Raw genomic sequence first — 25,397 nt, 5'->3', positions numbered from 1 at the left:
CGGGTCTGCTCGGCGTGGGCAGATTGCCCACCCTTACCGGTCAGGCGAGCTGGTAGTCGAAGGCGTCGTCTTTCACATCGACCGTCACCGATGCCAGTTCTTCGCCGCCCACGGCCTTTTCGAGGATCGCGCGGGAGAGGTCGGGCAGGATGGTTTGGGTGATGATGTTGTCGATCATCCGGCCGCCCGAGTCCGGGTCGTTGCACTGGCTGACGATGTGGTCGATCACCGTGTCGGTATAGGTCATCGTGGCGTTGTGGTTGCCCTTCACGCGCTTGACGATGGAGCCGAGCTTGAGCTTGGTGATCATCGCCAGCACATCCTTGGAGAGCGGGTAGTAGGGGATGGTGACGATCCGGCCCAAGAGCGCGGGGGGGAAGACCTCGAGCAGGGAGGGCTTGAGCGCATCGGCCAGCGCCTCGGCATCGGGCCGGGCCTCGCCTTGGGCGCACATGTCCATGATCACATCGGTGCCCGCGTTGGAGGTGAGCAGGATCAGGCAGTTCTTGAAGTCGATGGAGCGGCCCGAGCCATCCTCCATGTGGCCCTTGTCGAAGACCTGAAAGAACAGCTCATGCACATCGGGGTGGGCCTTTTCGACCTCGTCGAGAAGCACAACGGAGTAGGGCTTGCGGCGCACGGCCTCGGTGAGACGGCCGCCTTCGCCGTAGCCGACGTAGCCCGGAGGGGCGCCCTTGAGCAGGGCGACGGTGTGGGCCTCCTGATATTCCGACATGGCAATGGTGATGACGTTCTGCTCGCCGCCATAGATCGCCTCGGCCAGCGCCAGCGCGGTTTCGGTCTTACCCACGCCGGAGGGGCCGGCGAGCATGAAGACACCGATGGGCTTGCCCGGGTTGTCGAGCTTGGCGGTGGAGGTTTCGATGCGCTTGGCGATCATCTCCAGCCCGTGATCCTGCCCGCAGACGCGTTCCTTGAGCCGGTCGGCGAGGGTGAGGATGGCTTGCAGCTCGTCGGCCACCATGCGGCCCACGGGGATGCCTGTCCAATCGCCCACGACCGAGGCCACGGCCTGATAGTCGACGTGGGAGTAGATCATCCGGTCGTCGGCATCGCGGGCATCGAGCTCTGCCACCTTGGTGGCGAGCGCCTCGCGCAGCTTGGCGGCGTCGTCGCCGGTGGCGGGGGCGGCGTGTTCGGCGGGGATTTCGACCGGCTCGGCGGGCGCCTCATCGGCGGCTTCGCCTTCGCTTGCCGTCTCTTCGATGGCGGCGGCTTCCTCGGGGGTGGGGGGCACCTCTCCCGGTTCATCCACCGGCAGCGTGGCGTCGCCCTGTCCGGTAAGCTGGGCGCGCAGTTCCAGCACCTCCTGCACGATGGCCTTTTCGTCCTCGTACATCTTCTCGGCGGCGGCCAGATCTTCTTTGGCCTTCTCGATTTCCGTCTTCACTTCCGCCATGCGCTCATCGGCGGTTTCGCCAAGCTCGGACTGGCGCTCCTTGCCCAGCAGCTCGGCCTCGTACTTGGAAATCGTCGCCTTCAGGTCTGCCACCTTGGCGGGCGTGGTGCTTTGCGAAATCGCCACGCGGGCGGAGGCGGTATCGAGCAGGCTCACCGCCTTGTCGGGCAGCTGCCGAGCGGGGATGTAGCGCGAGGAGAGCTGGACGGCGGCAACGATGGCCTCGTCGGAGATGCGCACCTTATGATGCTCTTCCATCGGTTTCATGATGCCGCGCAGCATGTAGCAGGCGCGCTCGATATCGGGCTCATCGACGGTGATGGGCTGGAAGCGGCGGGTGAGGGCCGGGTCTTTCTCGAAGTACTTCTGATACTCCATCCAGGTGGTCGCGCCGATGGTGCGCAGCGTGCCACGCGCCAGCGCGGGCTTCATCAGGTTGGCGGCATCGCCGGTGCCGGCGGCCCCGCCCGCGCCGATCAGCGTGTGGGTTTCGTCGATGAAAAGGATGATCGGGGTGGCGGAGCCCTGCACCTCGTCGATGAGCTGGCGCAGGCGCTGCTCGAACTCGCCTTTCATCGAAGCACCGGCCTGCATCAGGCCCATGTCGAGGGACATCAGGCGGTTGCCCTGAAGCTGCGGAGGCACGTCGCCCGAGGCAAGGCGCTGGGCGAAGCCTTCAACCACGGCGGTTTTGCCAACGCCCGCCTCGCCGGTGAGGATCGGGTTGTTCTGGCGACGGCGCATCAGCACGTCGATGATGTTGCGGATCTCGTCGTCGCGGCCCACGATCGGGTCCATCTTGCCCGAGCTGGCCTGCGCGGTGAGGTCGACGCAGTAGCGATCCAGCGCGCCGGTGCCTTTGGAGGCGGTGTCACCACCCTCGCCGCCGCCACCACCGGAGGACAAGCCGGAGCCATCCATCGGGCGCTGATCTTCCTCTTCGGACATGGCCCAGACGCCGCGCGCGTCATTCACCATCGTCTCGACGTTCAGCCCGCCGAGGGTGGGGGAACATTCCTTGAGGGCGCGGAGCAGTTCCTTGCTCTTCAGCGTGGCGACCAGCAGGTGGCCGGTGCGGATTTGCGGCTCTGCGAAGAGCAGGGTGCCGTAGTGCCAGCCGCGATCCAGCAGGTCGATCACGCCTTCGGCAAAGCCGGGCATCTCGGTGACGTTCTTGCGGTAGTCGTCGATCTTTTTCTGAAGCTCGCCAAGCACCTTGGAGCGGTCGATGGAGTAGTTTTGCAGGGCAACGGAAATGTCGCTTTTTTCATTGGCCACCATATGGAAAAACCAGTGGCTTATCTCGACGTTGCGGTTGCCCTCACTGCGCGCGTGGCGGTGGGCTTTCATGAAAGCGTCATAGCCGGAGCGGTTGAGCTTTCCGGCGACTGTTTCGAGGCTCACGTCTGACATTGTTCGGTCCGTCCCTATTGAAATGCTTGTTCTTTACTCGGTTTGAATGTCGCCGATCACAGCCTGATGAAGGCTGAAACGGGCGTCTGAAACATAATCATCTTCACGGCTGCCCTCGTCGTCGGCCTTCAGCGGCGTCCAGGTGGTATACCCCAGCCGCCCCTTGGTCCCGAGCTGGGCCTTGGGGCACAGCTGACGGGGCAGGGCGAGCTCGACGTCGAAATCAATCTGCTCACCCAGATAGAACCTTACCATATCTGCGAGCCGTTCAAACATTTCTCCGCCGGGCAGGAAGCTCTCGTAATCTTCGAGCTGCTCGGTGCGGATCTCGATGGCGGCCTTGTCGTTGATCGAGTAGACCCGGCGACCGGCGTAGGTGTTGCGGCCAAGGTCGGCCCCCGCCTGACCGAGGCGGGTGAGGTCGCTTTCTTCGAACTCCAGCCAGATACCCTCGCGTTCGCGGATCTTGACGTCAACGCCGAGCACCCCTTCGAGCACCTGTTGCAGGCGTTTGGCCGATTTGACACGGCTGGCCATGACCCCGGCAAAGGGCAGCTTGGCGATGTCTGGCACTCTGTCGCGGTCGCGGAAGGGGGCGGTGCCGATGCCGATGGTGGAGCCGACATAGGCGGCGAACCGGTCCTCTTCGGGGCGGTCGAACTGGGCGATGGGGCGGGCATCGGCCCAGACCCGGTGGAAGAGCTGCAGGAAGCGCGTGGCAAAGATATCGGCGAAGCGCACGAAGGCATCATCGCCCGCCTCCTGCCAGCGCATGGCCTCTGCCGTTGTCAGGATGGGCAGTGGGCCTTGCGGGCCGAAGTAGCCAAGAAACCGCGTGCGCAGGCGCGGAATTTCGTCTTCGCGAACCTCGAAGGCCTTCACGTTGGAAGCGGGAAAATCCAGAAACGGATCCTGCCCGATGTTCACGATTTCCTGGTTGAGCACCTGACTGCGGCCAATTCGGGGCCTGTCGGGATACATCCGCTCCATCTCGCGCAGGAGCGCGTGGATGTTGAAGCGGTAGGGCTCGGCCTCGAGCATCTGGCGGCGCGTCTGCGCCTCTTCCAGTGGCACCGGCTTGGCCTCATCGGCCACGGCTTTGCCCTTTTTGCTCACAGCAGCGGCCCGGTGCCCGAGCGGGGCGCAAAGCGCATCACCTCGCCCCGGCTGTCGGAGACGAGCACCGTCTCGGTGAAGCTGTTCATATGGGCGTAATCGGCAAAGAACCTGTCGAGCACCGCGCCCAGAAGCATGATGCCGGTGCCCTCGAAGGCGCGTTCGTCAAACCGCAGGGTGACCTCGGTGCCGCGGGCGGCGTGGTAGCCGTCTTCGCGGCGCAGTGAGCGGGTGATGGGGCGGGAGTTGATGCCGTTGATGCCCCGGATCTGCCGCTCGGTCACGGCATCGCCGATGTCGGAGAACAGGCCAAGCAACTCGCGCAGCCCGCCTGCCGGGTCGTCGCTGTGGCGGTCTTTCAGGCCCAATTGGTTGAAGCTGAGCAGGTTGACCAGCCGCCACATGACCTCGCCGTGATGGCCGATGCGCGGATCGTTGTGATCGAGATCGGCTATCGACGCGCGCGGCGGGGTGGGGCCGGAGATACAGGCGAGCGGCACGTTTACATCGTCGGTCAGCCGAAAATCCACCTGGCTCTGCCCGATGGGCAGCTGCTGCACGAGGTGACGGTTGGAACAGAGCGCGATGACTTGCAGCCGCTGCACCCGCTCCTCGTCGTCCAGCCCGGCGGGCTCGTAGATGCTGAGGTAAGTCTCGGTGCCGACGTAATCGCCGCCAAAGCCAAAGCGCCGCTCTTTCTCGGTCAGGCGGCGGGGCTTGCGCCGGTGGCTGTAATAGAGCGCATCACCGGGGCGCACCTCTCCGTCGGGCTGCGAGTAGAGGCGGTTGACGCGCACCTTCTTTCGCATCCCCGGATAGTGGGCGTAGACTTCCTTGAGGCGGTGAACCTCGTAATTCACCGAGGGGCTGCTGTCGGGGACGACGAGATATTCGTTGAACTTCGGGTCTGGCCGCACGCGGCTGCAACGCTCCTCAAAGAGGTTCACGGCGGGCGAGGCGAAGAGGCGGAAGTGGCTGGGCTCGATCAGGGCCGCGAGTTTGGGCTGGCTCTTGTCGAACTCGATCAGCACATCGAACATTGGCGCGGGGATACGGGCCAACAGGCGGCGCAGCCCGCGCATGCGGAAGCCAAGGAACTTTTGCGGCAGGATCCAGTATTCGCGCAGGTGCGAGAAGCCCTCGAAGATCTTGTCTTCCTCGGGGAACAGCCGCTCTTCCTCGCGGAAGCCCACCTGCTCCAGAAAGTCAGGCGGGCAGGGCAGGAACACCGGGTCTCCCGAGCGATCAAGGTAGCGCAGGGTGACGCGGCAGGTGTCGGCAAAGAGCTGTTCGTAGAGCGTGACCATATCAGCGCGGGGGCCGTTGAGGTAAACCGGCAGCTCGCGGGCCTGGATCTCGTTGACCAGCGCGGGCTTGTCGCCCTTCTTGGGGGGGAGCTCGGGATCACGCTCTTCGTTGTCGGTGCGGCGCACGAAGCGCAGGCGCAGGCCGGATGCGGTTTGGCGCAGCACATCGAGCCCCAGCGCCTGCATCGGGCCGGGCGAGGGCATGTAGGTGGCGGTATCAATGTCGAGCGGCCAGAGCGTGAGCGGTGATGACAGCCGGAAGCGGGCCGACACGCGCTGCTCGCGCTCCACATAGGTGGCATCCAGATAGGAGCCGGCGGGGAAGCTCTCGCCCTTGATCAGATCCTTCTCGGTGTAATCCGGCTTTGCCTGCACGATCATCGCCGAGGGCGTGGGCGCGAGGTAGTCGGGCATGAGCTGGTCGAGCAGGGCGGTGGTGAAGGTTTCAAACTCGCCCTGAACCGCAACCTGAATCCGCGCGGCCATGAAGGCGGTGCCTTCAAAGAGCCCGCCCAAGCCCGGGTCCAACTTGTCTTCGGTCAGCCCGCCGAGACGCTCGGCAATGCCCGGATACTCCTCGGCAAACTCCTTGGAGCGCTCGTAGAGGATCGCCAGTTCCTTGTTGTAGGCGTTTAGGAATTCGCGGTTCATCCGGCGCCTTCGATATTCGAGAATTTCATCTTGCCGGAGCCTACGTCGATTTCGGCCACAAATTCGAGCGGAATATCAACCGGCTTGCAGGCCATCTCGGCGTTGATGTCGAACATCAGCTTCTGGTTCACGTCGTCGAATTCCTCGCGCAGCTGCACATCCATCGTTTCGGGCACGAAACGTGGCTCATGGTTGAGCAGGGCACGGGCGAGCTGCTGGGGCACGCGCTGAACCTGAATATCCTCGGAGGTGAGGTTGGAGAGATCCACCACCCCGTAGTTCAGCACCGATTTCTGCACGTATTCGAGGTCGTCCACATCCATGCAGGCATCGAGGTTGATGGTGTTGGCGAGTTGCACGAGATCAATTTCGAGGTTGCGGCGCAGCTGGGCTTCATTGGCGCCACGACGGCGCACGGCGGCGCGATCTGTCAGAACGCGCTGGCCATCCTTGTAGCTGGTGCCATCAACCTTGGCATCGCGGGCACGAAACGCCTCGCGGAAGGCATACATGATCGGGATCTGCAGCTGTTGCTTGGCTTCGCGTGCCATGGGGCCTCGCATCGGGTCAATTGAGCTTTTCCGGTGGGCGCCGGGACTGCGCGCCGGGGGAGTGCCCGAACGCAACGTCAACGTTAGCGCCCGCAAGGGGTGCCGTGAAGGGGGAAGGGGCGGAGTTTTTCGTGAAATTCGCCGCCTTTGCGTGCAGCGGCTCAGCTGACGCCCGTGGCCACGTTATACTGCGCCATGGTTGTGCCCATGTCGGTGCCGTCTTCATTCTGTATGCGATACTCGACGGTGATTTGGCGGTAGCAAAGGCTGCCCGTCTCGACCATCTGGTCGTCTTTCCCCGCGCCTCCGAACTCCATGTGGGACACCAGGGCATGGTTCAGCTTTATGGTGAAATAGGGCAGCGGGGCGCCGCCGGTGGCCTTGGTGACATGGATCAGCACTTCGTCGTAGTGCTCGCCGAGGCAGAGCTTGCGCACGAGGCCCGGGGAACACTTGTCGCAGAGCTTGGTGAACGTCAGGTCATCCATCGAAACCTTGCCCGCGCCGCCGCCGCGGCCGGTTCCGAGGGTGGTGGACTGGCTGCCGCCGAATTCCATGCGCAGCAGGTCGATCCAGCCTTCATAGCCTTCAACGACGCACTCGCCTTCGACACCGTCCATTTTCATGTAGAGAGCTGTCGCCATGAATGGGCTCCTCCAGAATGATTTTGCGTAAAGGTCTTGGGTCTTGAATTAACTGGCGCGGGCAAAAAACCGCCCGGCGCGGAAAGTATGACAACTGCCTGACGTTTGGGCAAGCTATGAAACGCCTGCGGCGGGGCAGTGACGGGGCAGGGAAAGAGCGGGCACAAAAGAAAACGGGGCGCATCTCTGCGCCCCGCCTCTGTAACGTCTGACAGAACCCGGTTGGGATCAGATGCCAGCGCCGGTGGCCACGTTGTAGCCAGCGGTGGTGGTGCCCATCTCGGTACCATCCTCGTTCTGGATCTTGTACTCCACGTCGATCTGACGGTAGGCGAGCGAGCCGCTTTCGGTCATCACGTCCTGGCCGCCTGCACCGCCGAAGCTCATGGAGGAAACCATGGCGTGGGTCAGCTTGATGGTGAAGTAGGGCAGCGGCTTGTCGCCGGTTGCTTTGGTGGCGTGGATGTCGACCGTGGGGTAGTGCTGACCGAGGGCCAGTTTCTTCACCAGGTCGGTGGAGCACTTGTCGCAGATTTTGGTGAACATCACGTCACCCATCGAGACTTTGCCCGAACCGCCACCGCGACCGGTGCCGATCGTCACAGACTGCGAGCCTGCGAAAGACATGGATTCCAGGTCGATCCAGCCTTCGTAGCCTTCGACCACGCATTCGCCTTCGACACCATCGAGTTTCATGTAAAGAGCGGTAGCCATTAGTTGATCTCCTTGTGGTTACCTTGTGGAAGCAAATAACTTGCCGTTTTTTAAAATAAAGACCGGTAATCCTCGGTCCCTACTGAGATGGGAAGCGATCCTTCCCGTTGCAAGGCTCCCTCACAAATTTTTTTACGAAATCGTGAAGGAACCGAACGGGCCCTGCAAAAACAGGGCCCGAACCCTTTGAAATATCAGCCGCCGGAGGGCAGGCGGGAGACGAGGCTCATGCCGATGTCCATGCCTTCCATCTGGAAGTGCGGACGCAGGAAGAACTTGCCCATGTAATAGCCGGGGTTTTCCTCGTCGGGGACGATCTTGATCTCGGCACCTGCGAGCGGACGCTTGGCCTTGGCGGTTTCCGAAGAGTTCTTGGGGTCGCCGTCGATATACTGGGCGATCCAGTTCTTCAGGTCGCGTTCAAGGACGTCCTGCTCTTTGGTGGAGCCGATCTGGTCGCGCACGATGCACTTGAGGTAGTGCGAGAAGCGCGACACGGCGAAGATATAGGGCAGGCGGGACGACAGGTTGTCGGCCGCGGTTGCCTCCGGGTCCACATAGGACTTCGGCTTATAGAGCGACTGGGCACCGATGAAGGCGGCCTTGTCGGTGTTCTTGCGGTGCACGAGGCTGATGATGCCCGCCTTGGAAAGCTCGCCCTCGCGCCGGTCCGAGATTGCGATCTCGGTGGGGCACTTCTGGTCGGTCGAGCCATCGCCGGTGTCGAAGGTGTGGGTGGGCAGGTTGATGACCTCGCCGCCCGACTGCACGCCACGGATGCGGACCGTCCAGCCATATTCCTTGTGCGCCCGGGCGATGTTGGCCGCCATGGCGTAGGAGGCGTTCATCCAGGCATATTTCTTGCCTTCGTGGCCATCGGTCTCTTCTTCGAAGTTGAAGGCCTCGACCGGCAGCGAGTTTTGCCCATAGGGCTCGCGGGCCAGAACGCGCGGGGCGGTCAGGGCCACGTAGCGGGAGTTTTCGCTCTCGCGCAGCGACTTCCAGGCGGCGTAGTCCGGGGTCTCGAAGATCGAGCCAAGGTCGGCCGGCTTGTTGAGGTCGTTCCAGCTGTCCATGTTCATCAGGCCGGAGTCTGCGGCAGCGATGAAGGGTGCCATGGAGGCGGCGGCGATTTTGCCGAGGTCGCGCAGCAGGCGCACGTCGGCGGGGCTGTGATCGAAGTAGAAGTCGCCGATCAGCGCGCCGTAGGGCTGGCCGCCGAGCTGGCCGAATTCGTGCTCGTAGATCTGCTTGAACAGCGGCGACTGGTCCCACTTCGCGCCGGGGAAGCTGCGCAGCTCGCGCTCAAGCTCTTTCTTGGAAACGTTGAGCACCTTGATCTTCATGGTCGCATCGGGCTCGGAGTTCATCACGCAGTGATGCAGCCCGCGCCATGCGCTTTCGATCTGCTGGTATTGCTCGTGGTGGATGATCTCGTTGACCTGGCTGGTCAGCTTTTCATCCAGCTTGGCGATCATCTCGTCGACGGTGTCGAGGATGTCTTCCTTGATCACGGTGCTGTCGGAGAGCGCCGTTTTCACCAGCGTCGATACCGCGTTTTCCACTTCGGTGGCGGCGGTGTCGGAGCGGGGTTTGAAGTTGGTCTTCAGCGCTGCGGAGAAGGCGTCGAGTTCGTCGACCTCACCACCTGCGGCGCCGGCTTCCTGTTGGGCTTCGGTTGCCATGTGTCTGGTCCCTGTCTTTGGTTCTGTCCGGGGGAGGGGGCCTCTTGCAGTGGCGCCCCTTCCCGCGAGAAATCAGGAGGCGGTGTGCGCGGGCCTCAGCCCTCGCTCTCCTCGCCGCCCTCTTCGTTGTCGTCGTTGATGTCGGCGCGCTTCTCGGCGAGCAGCTTCATCATCTCGGGATCGTCGAGCAGCTTGCGCAGCTGGTCCTGCGCGCCGGACTTGCCGTTCATGTAGCGCTGAAGATTGGCCAGCTCGTCGCGGGCGTCCAGCAGCTTCTTGAGTGCGGGCACCTGCTTGGCGATCTCGCCCGGATCAAGGTCGGACATCTTGGAGAAGTTCAGGCTCACACCCAGCTTCTCGCCCTCTTCCTCGCCGAGCTTGTTGTCGACGTTGAACGACACGCCGGGAGCGACGGCATCCATGTAGTCATCGAAGTTCTCGGTATCGACCTGGGTGAACTTGCGCTCTGCCATCGGGTCTTTCTCGACTGCCGAAGAGTTGCCGGACAGGTCTGCCATCACGCCCATCACGAAGGGCAGCTCGACATTCTTTTCGCTGTCATACGGGTCTTCGTAGGCGATCTGCACCCGAGGGGGGCGGTTGCGTTTGATGAATCGGGTTGCTGAATCAGCCATGTGAAAATCTCCCTAATACTTAAGCAATTGAAGCCACGTGGCCCCTGCTTTGTCAAATGTTTTGCCCCCACAGAAGGGGGGTGGCTGACCGAGCGTCAGCCGGGTTGGTCCATGTGTTGGAACAGGTCACCAATTATCGACGAGAAATCGCGGTTGAGGTAGGTTTTGGCCTTGAAGAGCAAGACCGGCACCGGGCTGGAGGGCTCGGTTTGCCGAAAGAAGTTCTCGACCGCCGTCAGCAGGGCGGCGGCCTGTTCGCGGTTTTCGCAGACAACGGGCTCGGCCGGGCCGGTATCAACCGCCGCGGCGCCGGCGGGCAACTCGTAGGCCGCCAGCTGGCTCATCCGGCCAAAGTCGAGCATGAAGCCCTCCTTGGAGCCGAAATCGACAATCGCATTGCCCGACATGCCCGGCAGCAGGGCCTCAAGAGCCTCGGTCAGCGGTTTGCCAAACAAATCCTGCGCCTGCCGGATCAACAGCAAGGCGGGGGCGGAGGGCTCGACGGAGGCGAAGTAGGCCTCGATCGCCTCCAGCGCCGCTTTGGCGGTGGCATGGTTGGGCACGGGGCCGACCATGGTGGGCGGGCCGGACGAGACCGAAACATTGCCGCCTGCCACGGCGGCGGGGGCGCCCTCTTCTCCGGGGTCGCCCGGGGTGCCATCGCCTGCCTCGGCCTCCGTTGCCGCCTCTGTGCCGCCGGCAAGGTCGGGGCGGGCATCGTCAAAGAGCGCGATCATGTCGCGCAGGGTCTCATCGAGGTTGTCGAACTGGGGCGAGAAGGCGCCGCTGTCACCCAGCATGCAGGTGTTCTTCATGGCCGCGCAGCCTGCGCGGGCCAGCGTCAGCGCCTCGTAGAGCTGATCGACGGTGACGGCATTGTCGGCGCTTTGGAGCGCGGTGGTGATGGCCCCGGCATCGGCGGCGGCGGTTTCTGTGCCGCGCGGCTCCTTCTTGCCGGTCGAAAGCTCGTAGTCGCGGAACGAAAAGCGCCCGGCCCGCCGGTCTTCCAGCAGCGGCGCATGTTCCAGCGGCATCACCACCTGGCCCATCTCGTTGAGCAGCTCGATGGCGTTGCGCCGTTCGGTGGAATCGCCCTCTTCGATCTTGGGGTTCACATCGGCCCAGTAGCGCTCCAGCAGGCCCTGCATGGCCTGAACGCATTCCGAGAAGCCCACGATCCGCCCGGCCAGCGCCTGAAACTGCGCCTCCAGCGCCAGCAGCCGCAGGCAGCGCGTGCGCCCCAGCAGCTTGTCGATCGCGGCGACCTCTTTCTTGATGTCGATGTTCTTGCGGTCAAAGACCTCGCCGGTTTCGCCACTGACGATGTAGCGCATCGGCACACGGTCGATCGCTTCGAAGTAGTATTCGATATAGTCGTCGTCATCTTCGAGCAGCAGGTCAGGGCCGCACGGCTGATCTTCTGAGATCGGCTCGAAGAGATTGTCGTAGCGCATCTATCTTCCCAGTCGGTTGGGATGCTTTGCGGCATCCTCGTCTGTTTGGCGGCGATACTGGCCTGTTAAGGCCCCGAGGTCACTCTAAAAATTCAGCCTGCGGTCGGATAAACGGAATTTTCACCAAAAAGAAACGCCGCCCCGGGGCAGGGACGGCGTGTGAACTTGACCTTAGGGCATGGCCCGAGAGGTTATTGCAGGTCGATCCGCAGTTCGACGCGCCGGTTTTCCGGATCCATCGGGTCTTCGGTGCGGGGCGTGCTCTCACCGAATCCCATGGCCGAGAGCCGCTCTTCGGTGACGCCGAGGCCGATCAGGTAGGCCTTCACGGAGGCGGCGCGATCCTCGGAGAGGTTGCCATTGTAGTTTTCGGTGCCGCGCGCGTCGGTGTGGCCCTCGATCATGAAGCGGGCCTTCTTGAGCCGCTCATCCTCGAACGCCTGCGCGACGACGGCGAGAGAGGCCTTGGCCTCCTCGGTCAGCTCGGCGCTGTCGAGTTCGAAGTTGATCATCATGTCCATGCCCTTGGGCTTGGGCGGGGCGCATTCCTCGGCGGTGCCGATGCAGATGCCGCGGTTGAGGCCGAGATCGGCGCTGTCGACGAGGAAGTTGGCCACATCGTCAGCGGAATAGGGCGTTGCGGACTGGGCGTTGGCGGCCAGCGCGGAGGCTGCAACCAGAGCAGAAGAGAGGAGCAGATTGCGCATTTAAATCACCGTTTTGTTAAATAAGGCGGTGAAGCCAACCTATGAATGCAGGGCCGAAATGTCAAGGTATGGCCCTGAATTTAACGGTTTTGTCACAGGGCAGCTTCGCCGCGCAAACTATTGATTTTCTGTCTTTTCCATCACGTCGTCATAGGCCTCGGAAAAGTAGGCGAGGAAGACGTCGAGCATGCCGTTGTCATAGGGGTGGGTCTTGGCATCCCACCGCTCGACATAGATCTGCCAGGCGCGGGAATCCTTGCCGCCGAAGCGACCTCCCTCCACCTTTTCTTCCACGGCTTCGGGGCTCATGTCTTCCAGCAGGCGGGCCAGCGCGGGCTGAAGCGCGGCGTGCACGGCATATTGGTGCATCTTGATGTCGTTAAAGCTCTTCTGCACCGTCTCGGCGCCACGCATGTAGCCCTGGCGGCCAGTCCCGAACATCACCTCAAGTTGCTCGGCGGCACCGGGCATGAACTTCAGCGGGTTGTTGGCATCGGCCCCGATCATCGTGCGGCTGCCCGACTTGAGGCTTTGCTTGGTGGCGGCGCGGGCTTTGAGCAGCCCGGCCAGCTCGCCGACCATGATCCGCAGGGCGCGACCGATTTCATGCGCCACTGCGCCCGGGTCCGGGCCTTCGAAGGCCTTGGGGCTGATCCCTGCGCCATCGGCGATGGCGGCCAGGAGGCCCGAGACATCGCCCACGCTGCCTGCCTTGGGCAGCGGGGTAGAGGGGGCCTGCACCGGCGGCGCCGCGAAGGCCTCGGCTGCGGGCGCCGTCGGGCTGACGGGGGGCGGCGCAGCGGGAGTCGGGGGTGGCGGCGCGGCGGGTGTGGGTGACGGCGCGGGGGGCTGTTGTTGCTGTGGCGGCTCGGCCTGAGCGGGCGTTTCAGCCGGGCCCGGCCCAAAGGGCGAGCCTGTGGTTTCGGGCGGCTGCGGTGCCTGCTCCGGCGCTTCTGGCGGTGCCGAGGGCCCGGGGCCGAAGGGCGAGCCGGTGGTTTCCTGCGCCGGGGGCGGGGCCTGCGGCTCGGGCGCGCTGGGCGGCGGCACATCTCCGAAGGGCGAGGCGCTTTCGGAGGCGGGCGACTGCTGGGGCGGCGGCGCTTGGGGCGGTTGCTGCGGTGGCGGTGCGTCGCCAAAGGGCGAGCCACCGCCTGCGCCACCTTGGGCCGGGGGCGGGGGCGTGCCGGTTTCGCTGCCGCCAAAGTCGGGCAGGTCGATATGCTGATCGCCAAAGTCCGACATGCCGCCGACACCGCTGCGCGAAGAAAAATCGCCGCTGCTGGGCGGGGCTGCGGCACCGGAGCCACCACCGCCGCCACCGACAGACCAGATATCGCCGCCGCCACCGCCGCCGCCCTGATCGAAGGCAGAGGGGCCGGGGTTGGCGGGGGGGGGGGGCTCAAACGCCGGGGCGGGGGCAGATTGCGCCGCGGCCACCTGGGCCACCACGAGGTAATGGCCGATCTGCAGCTTATCGCCCGATTGCAGCTGGTAGGGGCTCTTCACCCGCATCGAGCCACCGTTAACGAAGGTGCCGTTGGTCGAGACGTCATAGAGCCAGTAGGTGCCGTTTTCGTAGCGGATCTCTGCGTGGCAGGAAGAGACGAAGCGGTTGGGGTCGGGCAGGGTCCAATCCATCGCCGGGTCGCGCCCGATTTCGAACCCGCCCTGATCGGTCGAAAACTCGATCGGCCCGCCGTCGGGCAGGGAGGGGAAATTGTCGATGCGAAGGGTCAGGGTCATGATCGGCGCCGCTCGGATAATGCCGCCCACTGGGAGCGTTGGAAATCTCTGGTGATCAAGAGTTACGTCTCAGGGGGGTATGATGCAAGCCCGGAGGCTGCGTTGCGCGGCGGATCGCAGCTGGTGTTGCGGCAACTTGTGGTGCCGAGGTGGCCGGGCAGAGGGCCTTTGTAATCAATCGGTTGCCGGTAGTTTTTCACTTAATGAGTGAAGTTCTGTCTGCGCCGGTGTCGGCCCATGCGCCACGCCGAGCAGGAGAACGGTGGTGTTGGAAAAGGTCATGGCAATCGCGGGTTTGGTGCCATTCCGCCCGTAGCTATTGCGGCGAAAGGCGCGCCTGCCGCGTCAGCCTTCTTCGGTCAGCATCAGGGCCATGCGAATGAACCGTTGCAGGTGCTCCGCGCGGGTCTTCACGTCATACCGGGCGAGGGCCGAAAGCAGCCCGGCGTTCACCGCGCGGGCCGTCAGGAAGGGCGGGGGCGGCACCGGGGGCACATCGGCCCCGGCCATCGAGCCAGAAGACCAGCCCGCCCCGAGGGCCACCCAGACGCCGGGAGACTTTACCTTGGCCTCCATCGCCGCATCCAGCGCGCGGTAGCGGCTGTCTTCGTCGGGATCGCCCACCCATTTGGCGGCGAGCTCCAGCATGCTGCGGTCGGTATCATCCAGCATGTCGTCGATCTTCTTGAGGCACTCGTGCCCCCACCAGACGGCGAAACGCCGGGGCAGCACGTAGGCGCAATAGGTCAGCGCCTCCTCGGGTGTATCGCTTTGCGAAAGCGTCCCGATGAAATCGACGGAGGAGTGGCCGTTGGGCCGCGCCGTCACGTCTTCCTCGATCTCTGGGATCGCTTCATAGAGCTCGTGCGCCACCTCGAACCGAAGGTTCTTTCGCTTGGTGACGCCAGCTATGACGGTCTTTTCAGAGGAGTCCCCCACCTGCCGAATCCCTTCCGGTCCTTAGTTGATCTTAACCAGTGCAGCCTGGATCGTCATCATTCCTCCGGCCTTATGCGTGGCCGTGGCCCCGCCGTTGGTCGTGAGCTGGGCGGAGGCGTTGACGTCGATCATCGGCGAACTGAGCTTGATGGACGCCGGTTCGATGGTGATAGAGGAGCCCCCCACCGTCAGGGTGATCTTCGTCAAGGAGCTGATGGATATATCGCTCTGGGCGTTCAGCGTGCTGGTGCCCCTCACCTCGGTGAGCTGGTTGCCACCCACGTTGAGGGTCTCGTCGATGTCGATGTTGGTTTCACGGTTCTTGTTGACCGTCCGGTTCTCGTCGCCCTTGATCAGATAGGTGTTGTTGTTGTCGATAGTGTGGGTTTCGTCATTCTTGACGTGACGGGTTTCGTCATTGCCGATCGTTGTGGTGCGGTTGACATCAACCTCGCGGCGCTCGTCGTTGAGCACCTTGGTTTCCATGTCGTATTGCGCGTGCTGGCGGAACAGCTCTTCACCCTTGGTGTCGTTGAACACGAGCTCGTTGTAGCCGCCGCCGCCAAGGGTGGAGTTGGACTTGATGCCATTCCAGTTCTTGTCGCCGGGCTGTTCGTAGGGGGGCGCGTTGTCGCCGTTGTAGACGCAGCCGGTCACCACGGGCTTGTTCGGGTCGCCCTCCAAAAACTCGACGATCACTTCCATCCCGATGCGCGGGATAAAGAGCGTGCCCCATCCGGCCCCGGCCCAGGGCTGGGCGACGCGGATGCGCATTGAGGATTTCTCGTCGTTGTCGCCCAGCCGGTCCCAGTGAAACTGGACGACGATGCGGCCGAATTCGTCAACGTCGATCTCTTCGCCGCTCGCGCCGACCACGGTTGCGGTTTGCGGGCCGGTCATGCGGGTTTCGTGCGTTCTGCGTTCGGGAGCGAAGGGCACATCGCCGGGGGCCATTTCGTAGTTGCCGACGAACACATGCTCGCCCGCGCCGCCGCCGCCGGAGACGTAGCCACCGGTGTGGAAGCTGTGCATGGCCCGGACGCAGATAAACTCCTGTCCGATCAGCGCCTCGTCCTGATGCTCGCCGGTGAGGGTGAACTTCATGCCCGAGGTCAGGCTCATGCAGTCGCCAGAGGCCGTGTGATGCTTGTCGCGGGCGCGATATTGCTCGGCGCGCAGGCGGGCAACGTCCGAGCCTTGGCTGCCGTCAAGGTAGACGCCCGGGTATTCGTAGCTTTCCAGCTTGCCGTATTCGTGCTGGGCGTCGCCTTCCTGCTCCCCCTTCATGTTGGCCGCGACCGTCTTGAAGTTGTAATCGGTCAGGGCAACCTTGCCTGTGGTCAGGCGGCGGTTTGGTGTCCAGTCCCAGAAGTGCTCTTTGTCGTGCACATGCTGGCCTTCGTGGCCCATGTACTCGCGCTCCGACGGGGCGAGCTGCTCGAAGCCATCGTTGTTGTCGGTCACCACCATCTTGTGGCTGCCCGCCTCATGCGTGAAGTAGTAGTTCACGCCGTATCGCTCCATCAGGCGGCACAGGAAGTGAAAATCGCTCTCGTTGTATTGAACGATGTATTCCTGCGGCATGGTTGGAAGCGCACCGGAAATCCGCACATCGAGCCCGCCCGCGGCGTCATAGCCGAAGTCGGTGCAGACCTCGTTGATGATGTCTTCGAAGCTCTTTTCCTGATAGATCTTGTTGTTTGTCCGCTTGGACATGATCCAGAACCAGGGCCGCAGCGTGAAGCGGTAGGTGTTGCCGCTGTCTCCGTCATCGGCCCAGCCGCATTCGGTGACGATGCCGTCAAAGAGCTTTTGCGCGCCATAAAGGTCTTCAAGCTCGACGGTCATATGGGTGCCGAGCAGGTCGTCGAGGTCTACGGCGACATTCTCATCTTCGGTGACGGCTTCGACGTGATACTCGAAGCATTCGTTGACGGCGTCCATGCCGTCAAAGCGGAGGAGGGCGAGCGTGTCGAAGGGCAGGACAGTGTGCAACTTCCCGAGGCGCTCAGACTGACTATGACTTGGAGTGCTCATCGCGGGGGCTTCCCAGTTTTGATTTTTGCAGGCCAACCCTCAAAATATCGGTCGTCTGCCAGAAGGAATAATTGAAATAACGTGACCTCAATGTAGGGAGCGTCAGGGGACCGCGCAAGAGGGAGTGCAGATTCCATGCGTGGTGGCAGGATGCCCCTGAGACTGCCGTGGCGCAGGCCGGATGCCGCCGGCGCGCTGGTGGCATTGGCAATTCACATAGCGCCTGTTGCGGGGTGGCAACAAAATGTGGGGCGGGGCTGTTGGCGGGGCGGCACAAGAGGTTGTGGCGAAAATTCGGCATTGTCGCATGACTTGGCGGCAAGTAGTGTTCCGCACAAGTGCGCGGAGATCTGCCGAGGTGGGCGGTGAAACGTGCCGATAATTTGAAGGCGAGAGGACATAACTCCCATGCGCAGCGATTTCCGCACCCAACGCATCGTGGCTACAACTGCAATTTCGGCAGGTGCCACACATCCCCGGTCACGCAACACTGTGGCCAAGGGTCAGATCCTCGCCAGCACAGCCATGGCGCTGGCGCTCACCTTCGGAGCCGGGCATGGGGCGAACGCGCAGGAGCTGACCTGGGACGGCGGTGCGACGGGGATCTGGGACAGCAGTGCTCTCTCGGGCGACTGGGATGGCTCTGCGCTCGGAAATTGGGACCAGGGCGCCAACGCCACGATCGACATCACCACGGAGCTGACCCTCGACAACGTAGGCACTCTGCTGGACCCCGTCGAGGTAGGCGACATCACCTTCGAGGCCGACGGAATTGTAATCGAGGACGACCCGGCCGACGGCGGCGGGCTGACGCTGACGGGCGGCACCGCAACACCTGGCGCTTCCACGCTGACGGTAACCACGGGCACGACAACCATTAACGCCGCGCTGGATGGCAGTGCTGGCGGGATCGACCTGATCACAGCCGGAGCCGGGAACCTCACCCTCAACGGCGATGTCACCGTCAACACGATGGACGTAACCGGCACTGGCACAGTGACCAATACCGGGACGCTGGCGACTGTTGATTCCGCTGCCGACGACGTGAACGTGCAGGCGGGCGCCACGCTTGATAACCAGGGCACGATCAACGGCAGCGTCACGGTTGACGCCACGGCCGCCGGGTTCTCCTCCAGTGGCGCGGTGAACGGCGATCTGACCGTGGCGGGCGCAGGTCCGGTTGTTGAGCTGTCCGGCAACATCGACGGCGAGATCGACAACGCCGGCATCATCACGGCGACCGGCGATCTGGATGTGACCGGCCAGATCAGCAACCAGGGCACCCTCGACGTTGGCGACAATGCGGTGACGGCCGAGAGCTATACCTCCGGTGCCGGAGAAGTCGGCCAACTCGAGGTGGATGAGGGTGGCAGCTTTTCCACTGATGAGTTTATCGCAATCACCAATATCAGTACGGCCACCGTGAGCGGCACGCTAGATGCAGGAACCAGCATCAGCGTGATCGGGGAACTCACGGTCACAGGCGAGGGCGAATCGACCCTCGTCGCAGGGGATAGGGTTCAGGTCGGCGGCCAGCTTATTGGCGAAGGCGGGACGGTGACGGTGGACGGCGACGTCCAGACGGTCATTAATGGCGAGATCGTGCTGAACAACGACGCCGACATGGAGGTGTCAGGTGATCTGATCTTGGAAGGCACCTCGGCCAACAGCCTCACGCTTCAGGGAAACACGCTGACCGCTGGCTCTGTGGTTGTGAACAATGATTTTGTGGCGGGCGCCAGCACCTATCAGCTTGACGGCACGCTGGCCTCCGAGAGCACGGTCGCGATGGGGCTCAGGTCCTCTTTGGAAGTGCTCGACGGTGCCACCCTGAGTTCGGTGGATGGCACGAGCATCGGTGATGGCACCCTGACCATCGCGGGCGGCGGGACCGTCGAGGGCGATCTGTCGCTGGGGTATGGCGCTCTGGAAATCGGCAATGGCGCGGCAGCCACGCTGAACGGCGATTTTACCGCCACGGGCGGCGACGTGACCCTGGAGAACGGGGCCGACTTCGTGGTGGCCGGCAATTTCGACGCCACTGGAGCAACCGTGACTTTGGGCACCGGCGGCGCGTTGGCCAGCGGCATAACCCTGGATGACGGGGTGTCCGACGATCTGACCCTGTCGCTGGGGAACGTGGAGTCCGACAATCATAACACGCTGGAGGTGGGTGGCGCCAGCGGGTCGATCGTGCTGGACGGCACCGTCAACGTGAACTCGGGCAGCCTCACCGTTCGGGCGGATAATGTCACCTACGGGGACGATTTCATTCAGGGCGCCGGCACGGTCACGCTCGATGCGGCTGTTCAATCCGTGACATTTCGGGGCACACAGACTGTGGACGAGTTCACCCACGACTTCGTCTCAGATGGCACCGGCGACGGTACTTCGGAGTTGACGATTTTAGGCACTGCACCGATCGACGCGGGCGGCCATTCACTTGGCGCAGCCAACGGCGGCACGGTGATGGTAGAGACCGAGATTACCGATGTCGGTTCTATCTCGATCACCGAAAACAGCGTGTTAACGGCCAATGCCGATATCACCATCAATAGTGATGACGGCGGCACCGGCGACCTGAGCACCTCCGGCGCGGGCTCGTTGATTATCGCCGATGACACGACCGTCACAGCCGAAACCATCAACACCGCCGGCACCGGTGGGGTTACCGTGGGCGAGAACGCCAGCCTCGTGGGCACCGGCAACACCATCAACAACGACACCACCGTAAACATCGCGGCGGGCGGTGATGTGACTGACGCGGCTGGCGACATCAACAACGACAGCGACCCCATCAATGTGGTGCCCGGCACCACCGGCATCTACAACCTCAACGGCGTGGGCTCCACGCTGGAGGCCACTGCGGGCACCATCAACAACCTCAACGACGGCGAGATCAACATCAACTCGACCGGCACGATTGTGACGGCGGGCACCAATCTGAGCCTGCAGGACGACTCCAGCTTCACTGTGGGCAATGGAAACAGCGTGACCGTCACCGTGGGTGGCACCGTGGAGGTGACCGGCAACGCGTTTCTCGACAACGATGGCATCTTCCTTGCCGATGACAGCGATACCGGTACTGCCAACGATGCAACCATCAACGTTTCCGGCAACGGTTTCATCGACCATGACGGCACCAACTTTGCCGCTGGCACGATCAACCTCACCGACAACGGCGCGATGGGAAGCAACGGCGCGGCCACGGTGGATACGCTCAGCCTCAACGGCAGCGGAGCATCGCTGACCGTGGAGGGCGATACCTTTGAGGTGACGACCTCGGCCACCAATACCGACGGCACCGTGACCATCAACAACGGTGGCACGCTGAGCGTGGCCAGCGGGGCAGGGGCTTTCAACAACGGCGACGCGCTTGTGATCGACGCAGGCGGCACGCTGGATGTGGGCACCGGCGCCGACGGGCTGGACACCTCCGGCACCTTCACGCTTGCCGGTACCGGCGCGGCCACCGGGGCTGTCACCGGTGACGTGACCGTTTCGGGTGGCTCGATGACCACCACCGATGTGGCCACCGTCGATGGCGCGGTGACCAACACCGGCGGTGCCGTGGATGTCTCCGGCGGCACGCTCACCGTCACCGGTATCTACAGCCATGATGGCGGCACCCTCTCCGACATGGGCGGCAACGCCCTCTCGGCCGGTGACGTGGACATCGACGCCAATGTGGCTGTGACCAACGGCACGCTGGCGTCGAGCACGGATATCACCGTTGATAGCGGTGCTACCGTAGTTGTTGCGGGTGCTCCCACCGCCGGCACGCTCGACGCAACCGGGACGCTGAATGTGGCGAACGGCGATGTAGACAACTCTGGCACCGTCACTGCGAACGATCTGGTCGTCGGCAGCACCAGTACCTTCGACAACCTCGGCGCAGGTGACACCGATATCGCGGCCACGCTGGACAATGACAACGCGATCACCGTGCAGGGCACCTCGACCTTCTCGGTTGCGGGCGCCACGACCAACGATGGCTCCATCGACGTTTCGTCCAGCAGCGCCACGGCCTTGGAGCTCGGCGCGACGACCAACAACGCCGACGGCTCGATCACCATCACCGATGGCAGCACCGGCACCGTGACCATCGCTTCGATCACCGGCACCAATGCGGGCGATCTGGAAAACCTCGGCGATGGCGAGTTCAACATCAACGCGCCGATCACCGGCAACACCGGCACCATCACCAATGGTGATGCAGCCACCGATAGCGGCAACATGACGATCACTGGCGCCGTGACCAACAGCGCAAACGGCACCATCACCCAAGCGGGCGGCGGTACGCTCACCGTCGCGGGGATCACCAACGACGGGGCGAACGCCACCATCAACGTGGATGCGGGTCAGCTGACCACCACCACGTTCCTCAACGACAACGCCAGCGCGCTGGTCGATGTGGACGGCGGCGTGCTGAGTGTGACGGGGGGTAATTTTCAGAACACCAACGGAACGGTCAACATCGACACGGGCGAGATTGACGCGAGCGCGGGCAGCTTCGTTAACAGTGCGGGCGGCGATCTGGTGATGACCAATGGCGCTACCCTGACCACGATCACGCTCTCCACCACGGGTGACGTTGATGTGGGCAGCAGCACCATCGACGGCGGTGTTGCGGCCAGCGGCGGCACTTTCGATTTGACCGGCGGCACGGTGGACGTTACCGGCAACTTCATCGCCAGCGGCTCGGTCGATTTCGATGTGGCCGCCAATGCCACCCTCGACGTGGCAGACACCGGCACCTTCAGCTTCGGCTCCTCGACCCTCGGCACCGCCGGGACGGGCAGCACCATAGAAGCGGGAACGATGCTGTTTACCACCGACTTCACCACCGATGGCACGCTGGAAGAAACCGCGGAAGACGACACCATTGGCGCCAACGGGGGCACGCTGACGATCACCGCCAACGGCCAGGTGGCGAGCAGCGTGAACATCGCCTCCGGCGCGACCGTGAACAACGCGGGCGTGATCCAGGAAAACGTGACCGTCAACGCGGGATCGACCTTCACAAGCACCAACGAGGTGACTGGCACGGTCGACAACTCGGGCACCGCCACCACGCTTTCGGGCACCGTGGGCACGCTGAACAACCAGAGCGGAGGCACCATTACCCTAGGCGGCACGCTTGATGTTGTCGGCACCTTCGACCAGCAGGACGGGGCAGGGGACGTGACCTTCGCGGGCAATACCATGACCGCGGGCGATGTGGACCTGAACGAAGACATTACCGTCGACGCGGGCGGCACGCTTTCGTCCGACACAGATGTGACCTTGGTAAATGCCATCGCCACGGTCGCCAGCGGCTCTACCCTTACGGCAACGGGCGACCTGAACCTCGACGGCGGTTCGGTTGTAACCAACAGCGGCACCACCACTGCGGATACGCTGACGGTTGCGAGTGGCGGTGTGGTGAACAACTCGTCGATCTTCACGGTTGACAACGCCGTCGACAACGACGGGCAGATCAACAGCACGGCGGGCACGCTCACGACTGGCGCCATCGACAATGCCGCGACCGGCGATATCAATATTTCGGGTGGTGCGCACAACGGCACCACGTTGAATGGCAACCTCGGCACCTACACCCTGTCGAACGGTGCCAATGCCACCTTCTCCGGCGACCTGAACAACAACGCCAACTTGATCGAGAACACCGGCACCGGCACGCTTCAGGCGACCACGGCTACCGGCAACACCGGCACGATCCAGAACACCAGCACCGGCAACCTCACCTTCTCCGGTGCAGTTTCCAACGGCGCGAATGGTAATCTGATCCAGTCGGGCGGCGGCACCACCAGTGCGGCAAGCGTTGAAAACAACGGGACGGGTGCTGTTGTGACAGTGAGTGCCGGGCTGCTCGACGTGGCCGGTGCCGTGACCAACACCACCGGCACCATCAACGTGTCGGCCGGCGCGGAGCTGGAGGCGGCCAGCCTGACCAACGACTCCGGCCAAACTGTCAACTCCACCGGCCTGCTCGATGTTGATACCATCACCAACGAAGGCACGCTGAACGCGGCGGGCACCGGTGCCAATGGCATTGACGGTGAGGTGATTAACCAAAACAACGGTGTGCTGAACGTCACCGCCTCGCTGGCCACCACCGGCGATGTTACCAACACCGATGGCGCAACTATCGTGCTCGCGGGCAACCTCGCTGTGGGCGGCGATTTCATCCAAGATGACACCGGCGGCGATGGCGGCGCGGTGACCTTCGGCGGCTTCGAGCTGTCGGCGGTCAATGCCACCATCAACACCAATTTCACGGTCGATGACGGCACGCTGACGGCGACGGGCACCCTGAGCAACGAAAGCGGCGAGACGCTGACCATTGGCACCACGGGCGTTGTCAATACCGTGACCGGCACGATCAACGGCGTGCTGGACAACTCCGGCGACTTCAACGCTTCGGGCGACGTGACCATCGCACAGGTCTCGACCAACCAGGGCACTGGCACGCTGGATGCGGGCACGCTGACGCTGAACGGTGACTTCACCAACCTTGGCACCGTGGGGGCCGACGCCAACGTGGTCACCGTGACGAACAACGCCACGCTGACCAACAGCGGCACGGTCAACGCCACAAGCCTCGTGAACAGCAGCACCATCGACAACACGGGTGCGATCAATGCGGCGGTGACCAACGGTGGCACCTTCAACTCGAACGGTGGCTCGATCGGCGGGGACTTCGCCAACAACAACACCTTCAACATCAATGGGGCCAGCACCATGTCTGGCACCTTCACCAACGATGGCAGCTTCCTCGATGGCGGGGCGTCGAGCCTTGCGATCACCGGGAGCTTTGTGAACAACTCCAACATCACGCTGGATGCGGGGGGCGGCTTCTCGACCACGGGCGGCACCACCAACGGCGGCACCATTACCGCGCAGGGCGCAGGTGGCGTGATTGGCGGCAATGTTTCCAGCTCGGGCACCATTGATCTGTCGGCGGCTGGCGCTGACAGCCTTTCGGTGGGCGGTAACCTCTCCTTCTCCGGCGGCACGGTGGCCTTCACCGGTGCGGACGGGGGAGGCAACCCTGTCAACGAGGCGATCCAGGTGGGTGGGGCCGTTTCGGGCAATGTGGCCCTGTCGTTCTCGGACACGGTATTCACGGGGAACCTCACCAATCCGAGCGATTACGTGTTGTTCAATGCAGGCTCGTCGGGCGGCAACCTGACCTTCGACAACTCCCTGATCGCAGTGAACGGGGCCACCGCCTACTTCGCGGTCTATGATCCGTCGTCGGGCGATGCATATGTGCTCTCCGACGTGAGCGCGGGCATTGGTGCCGTTGCCGGCAACATCGGCCTCGTGCAGTCGCTGATCGGCACCATCGTCAACCGCCCGTCCTCGCCCTTCGTTTCGGGCCTGGCCTATGAGGATGACGACAACTGCGGCACCGGCGCATGGGCGCGGGCCACCGGGGGCTCTGCCACCGGCACGGCGCGCACCAACAACGGTGTGTCGAACCTGCCCTCCACGGTGGAAGCCGACTATGCCGGCCTGACACTGGGGATGGACTACGGCTGCTTTGATGTCTCCGACAGCCCGTTCGACATCGCAGGCGGCATGATCCTGGGTTACAATCAGGGTTCGACCTCGCAGGATGTGTTCAACATCGACTACACCTCCGGCACGCCGACGCCGACCACTCTGCTCAGCACCACCGAGACGGACTTTACCCAAACATACGTGGGCGCCTATCTGGCCTTCGCCAAGGATGCCTACACGGCGGACGTGCAGCTGCGCACCGAGCAGACCTCGTTCACCTTCAACAACCCGGTTCTGGTGCTTCAGGCCGATGGGGTGACCCCTGCCGCGGGCTTCTTTGACGAGGATGTGGAGAGCCAGTCGACCACGCTTTCGGCCTCGATCTCCTACAGCTACCCGCTGTCTGACAGCCTGACGCTGGTGCCCACCGGGGGCTTCGGGATCACCAAGAGCTCGACCGATGACGTGATCCTGCGTGACCCGGGCGACCAGACCACCGAAGTGGGTCGCATGGTGTTTGAAGATCACACCACCTCGATCGGCTTTGTCGGGGCCACGCTGGCCCGCACGGTGATTGGCGAGGCGGGCGACAGCGCGATCAACCAGTTCGTCACCGCGACCTACTACAAGGACTTCTCCGATCCGCTCCAGGCGACCTATATCAGCGGCTCTTCCGCGCTGCCTATCTCGACCGAGCCGCTGGGCGACTTTGGCGAGCTTTCGGTGGGTCTGAGCTACATCAAGATCCTCGACGGGCAGGTGGGCAGCGCCAAGCAGCTCAACGCATCGGCGCGGGTTGACGGGCGCTTCTCGGATGACGTGGAGGCACTGAGCCTCACCGCGCAGATCCGGTTGCAGTTCTGAGCCCGAAG

14 protein-coding genes are annotated in these 25,397 nt (G+C 63.3%); 1 reads left to right on the top strand and 13 read right to left on the bottom strand.

Going from position 1 to position 25,397, the window contains the following annotated elements; genetic code table 11:
- Positions 1–40: 40 nt before the first annotated feature.
- From tssH to ACXAG6_RS15650, 13 genes are all read right to left on the bottom strand, one after another.
- Positions 41–2,833, bottom strand: coding sequence for a type VI secretion system ATPase TssH (gene tssH, locus ACXAG6_RS15710; RefSeq protein ID WP_475338729.1), 2,793 nt, complete (start codon positions 2,831–2,833; stop codon positions 41–43).
- Positions 2,834–2,866: 33 nt separating this feature from the next.
- Positions 2,867–3,949: a type VI secretion system baseplate subunit TssG gene (gene tssG, locus ACXAG6_RS15705; protein WP_475338728.1), complete on the bottom strand. Its 1,083-nt coding sequence runs from the start codon at positions 3,947–3,949 to the stop codon at positions 2,867–2,869.
- Entirely contained in the window at positions 3,946–5,907 is a 1,962-nt protein-coding gene (tssF, locus tag ACXAG6_RS15700) for a type VI secretion system baseplate subunit TssF (protein ID WP_475338726.1), read from the bottom strand. The genes tssG and tssF overlap by 4 nt, the downstream gene beginning before the upstream one ends.
- Positions 5,904–6,458 carry a type VI secretion system baseplate subunit TssE gene (locus ACXAG6_RS15695; RefSeq protein WP_475338725.1) on the bottom strand — a complete coding sequence of 185 codons (555 nt, stop codon included), beginning with the start codon at positions 6,456–6,458 and terminating at the stop codon, positions 5,904–5,906. Before ACXAG6_RS15695 ends, tssF begins: the two co-directional genes overlap by 4 nt.
- Before the next feature lie 161 nt (positions 6,459–6,619).
- The gene (locus ACXAG6_RS15690; RefSeq protein ID WP_475338724.1) at positions 6,620–7,102 is read right to left on the bottom strand and encodes an Hcp family type VI secretion system effector; all 483 of its coding nucleotides are present in this window, start codon (positions 7,100–7,102) and stop codon (positions 6,620–6,622) included.
- A gap of 228 nt (positions 7,103–7,330) precedes the next feature.
- A complete protein-coding gene (locus ACXAG6_RS15685) occupies positions 7,331–7,816 on the bottom strand; it encodes an Hcp family type VI secretion system effector (protein ID WP_475338722.1) in 486 nt (161 codons plus the stop codon).
- A 194-nt stretch (positions 7,817–8,010) separates the two neighbouring features.
- Complete coding sequence (gene tssC, locus ACXAG6_RS15680; RefSeq protein ID WP_475338721.1) at positions 8,011–9,501, bottom strand: type VI secretion system contractile sheath large subunit; 1,491 nt, start codon at positions 9,499–9,501, stop codon at positions 8,011–8,013.
- Positions 9,502–9,596: 95 nt separating this feature from the next.
- Positions 9,597–10,136 (bottom strand): type VI secretion system contractile sheath small subunit, encoded by a 540-nt coding sequence (tssB, locus tag ACXAG6_RS15675; RefSeq protein WP_475338719.1) that lies wholly within the window; start codon positions 10,134–10,136, stop codon positions 9,597–9,599.
- Positions 10,137–10,231: 95 nt separating this feature from the next.
- On the bottom strand, positions 10,232–11,590 hold the full coding sequence (locus ACXAG6_RS15670) for a type VI secretion system protein TssA (RefSeq protein ID WP_475338718.1): 1,359 nt from the start codon (positions 11,588–11,590) through the stop codon (positions 10,232–10,234).
- 191 nt (positions 11,591–11,781) lie between these two features.
- Positions 11,782–12,297, bottom strand: coding sequence for an OmpA family protein (locus tag ACXAG6_RS15665; protein ID WP_140014815.1), 516 nt, complete (start codon positions 12,295–12,297; stop codon positions 11,782–11,784).
- A 117-nt stretch (positions 12,298–12,414) separates the two neighbouring features.
- Positions 12,415–14,040, bottom strand: coding sequence for a type VI secretion system-associated FHA domain protein TagH (gene tagH / locus ACXAG6_RS15660; RefSeq protein ID WP_475338716.1), 1,626 nt, complete (start codon positions 14,038–14,040; stop codon positions 12,415–12,417).
- 345 nt (positions 14,041–14,385) lie between these two features.
- Entirely contained in the window at positions 14,386–14,979 is a 594-nt protein-coding gene (locus ACXAG6_RS15655) for a DUF6931 family protein (protein WP_140014813.1), read from the bottom strand.
- Positions 14,980–15,000: 21 nt separating this feature from the next.
- Complete coding sequence (locus ACXAG6_RS15650) at positions 15,001–17,016, bottom strand: type VI secretion system Vgr family protein (RefSeq protein WP_475338715.1); 2,016 nt, start codon at positions 17,014–17,016, stop codon at positions 15,001–15,003.
- Between the two features lie 408 nt (positions 17,017–17,424).
- Here ACXAG6_RS15650 and ACXAG6_RS15645 point away from each other — a divergent pair, with 408 nt between their 5' ends.
- Positions 17,425–25,389 carry a beta strand repeat-containing protein gene (locus ACXAG6_RS15645; RefSeq protein ID WP_475338714.1) on the top strand — a complete coding sequence of 2,655 codons (7,965 nt, stop codon included), beginning with the start codon at positions 17,425–17,427 and terminating at the stop codon, positions 25,387–25,389.
- Positions 25,390–25,397: the final 8 nt, after the last annotated feature.

Source organism: Vannielia sp. ABF1_015, from assembly GCF_056160745.1.
Note: the sequence above shows the minus strand (reverse complement) of the source record. Positions and strands in the feature narration are given on the sequence as shown.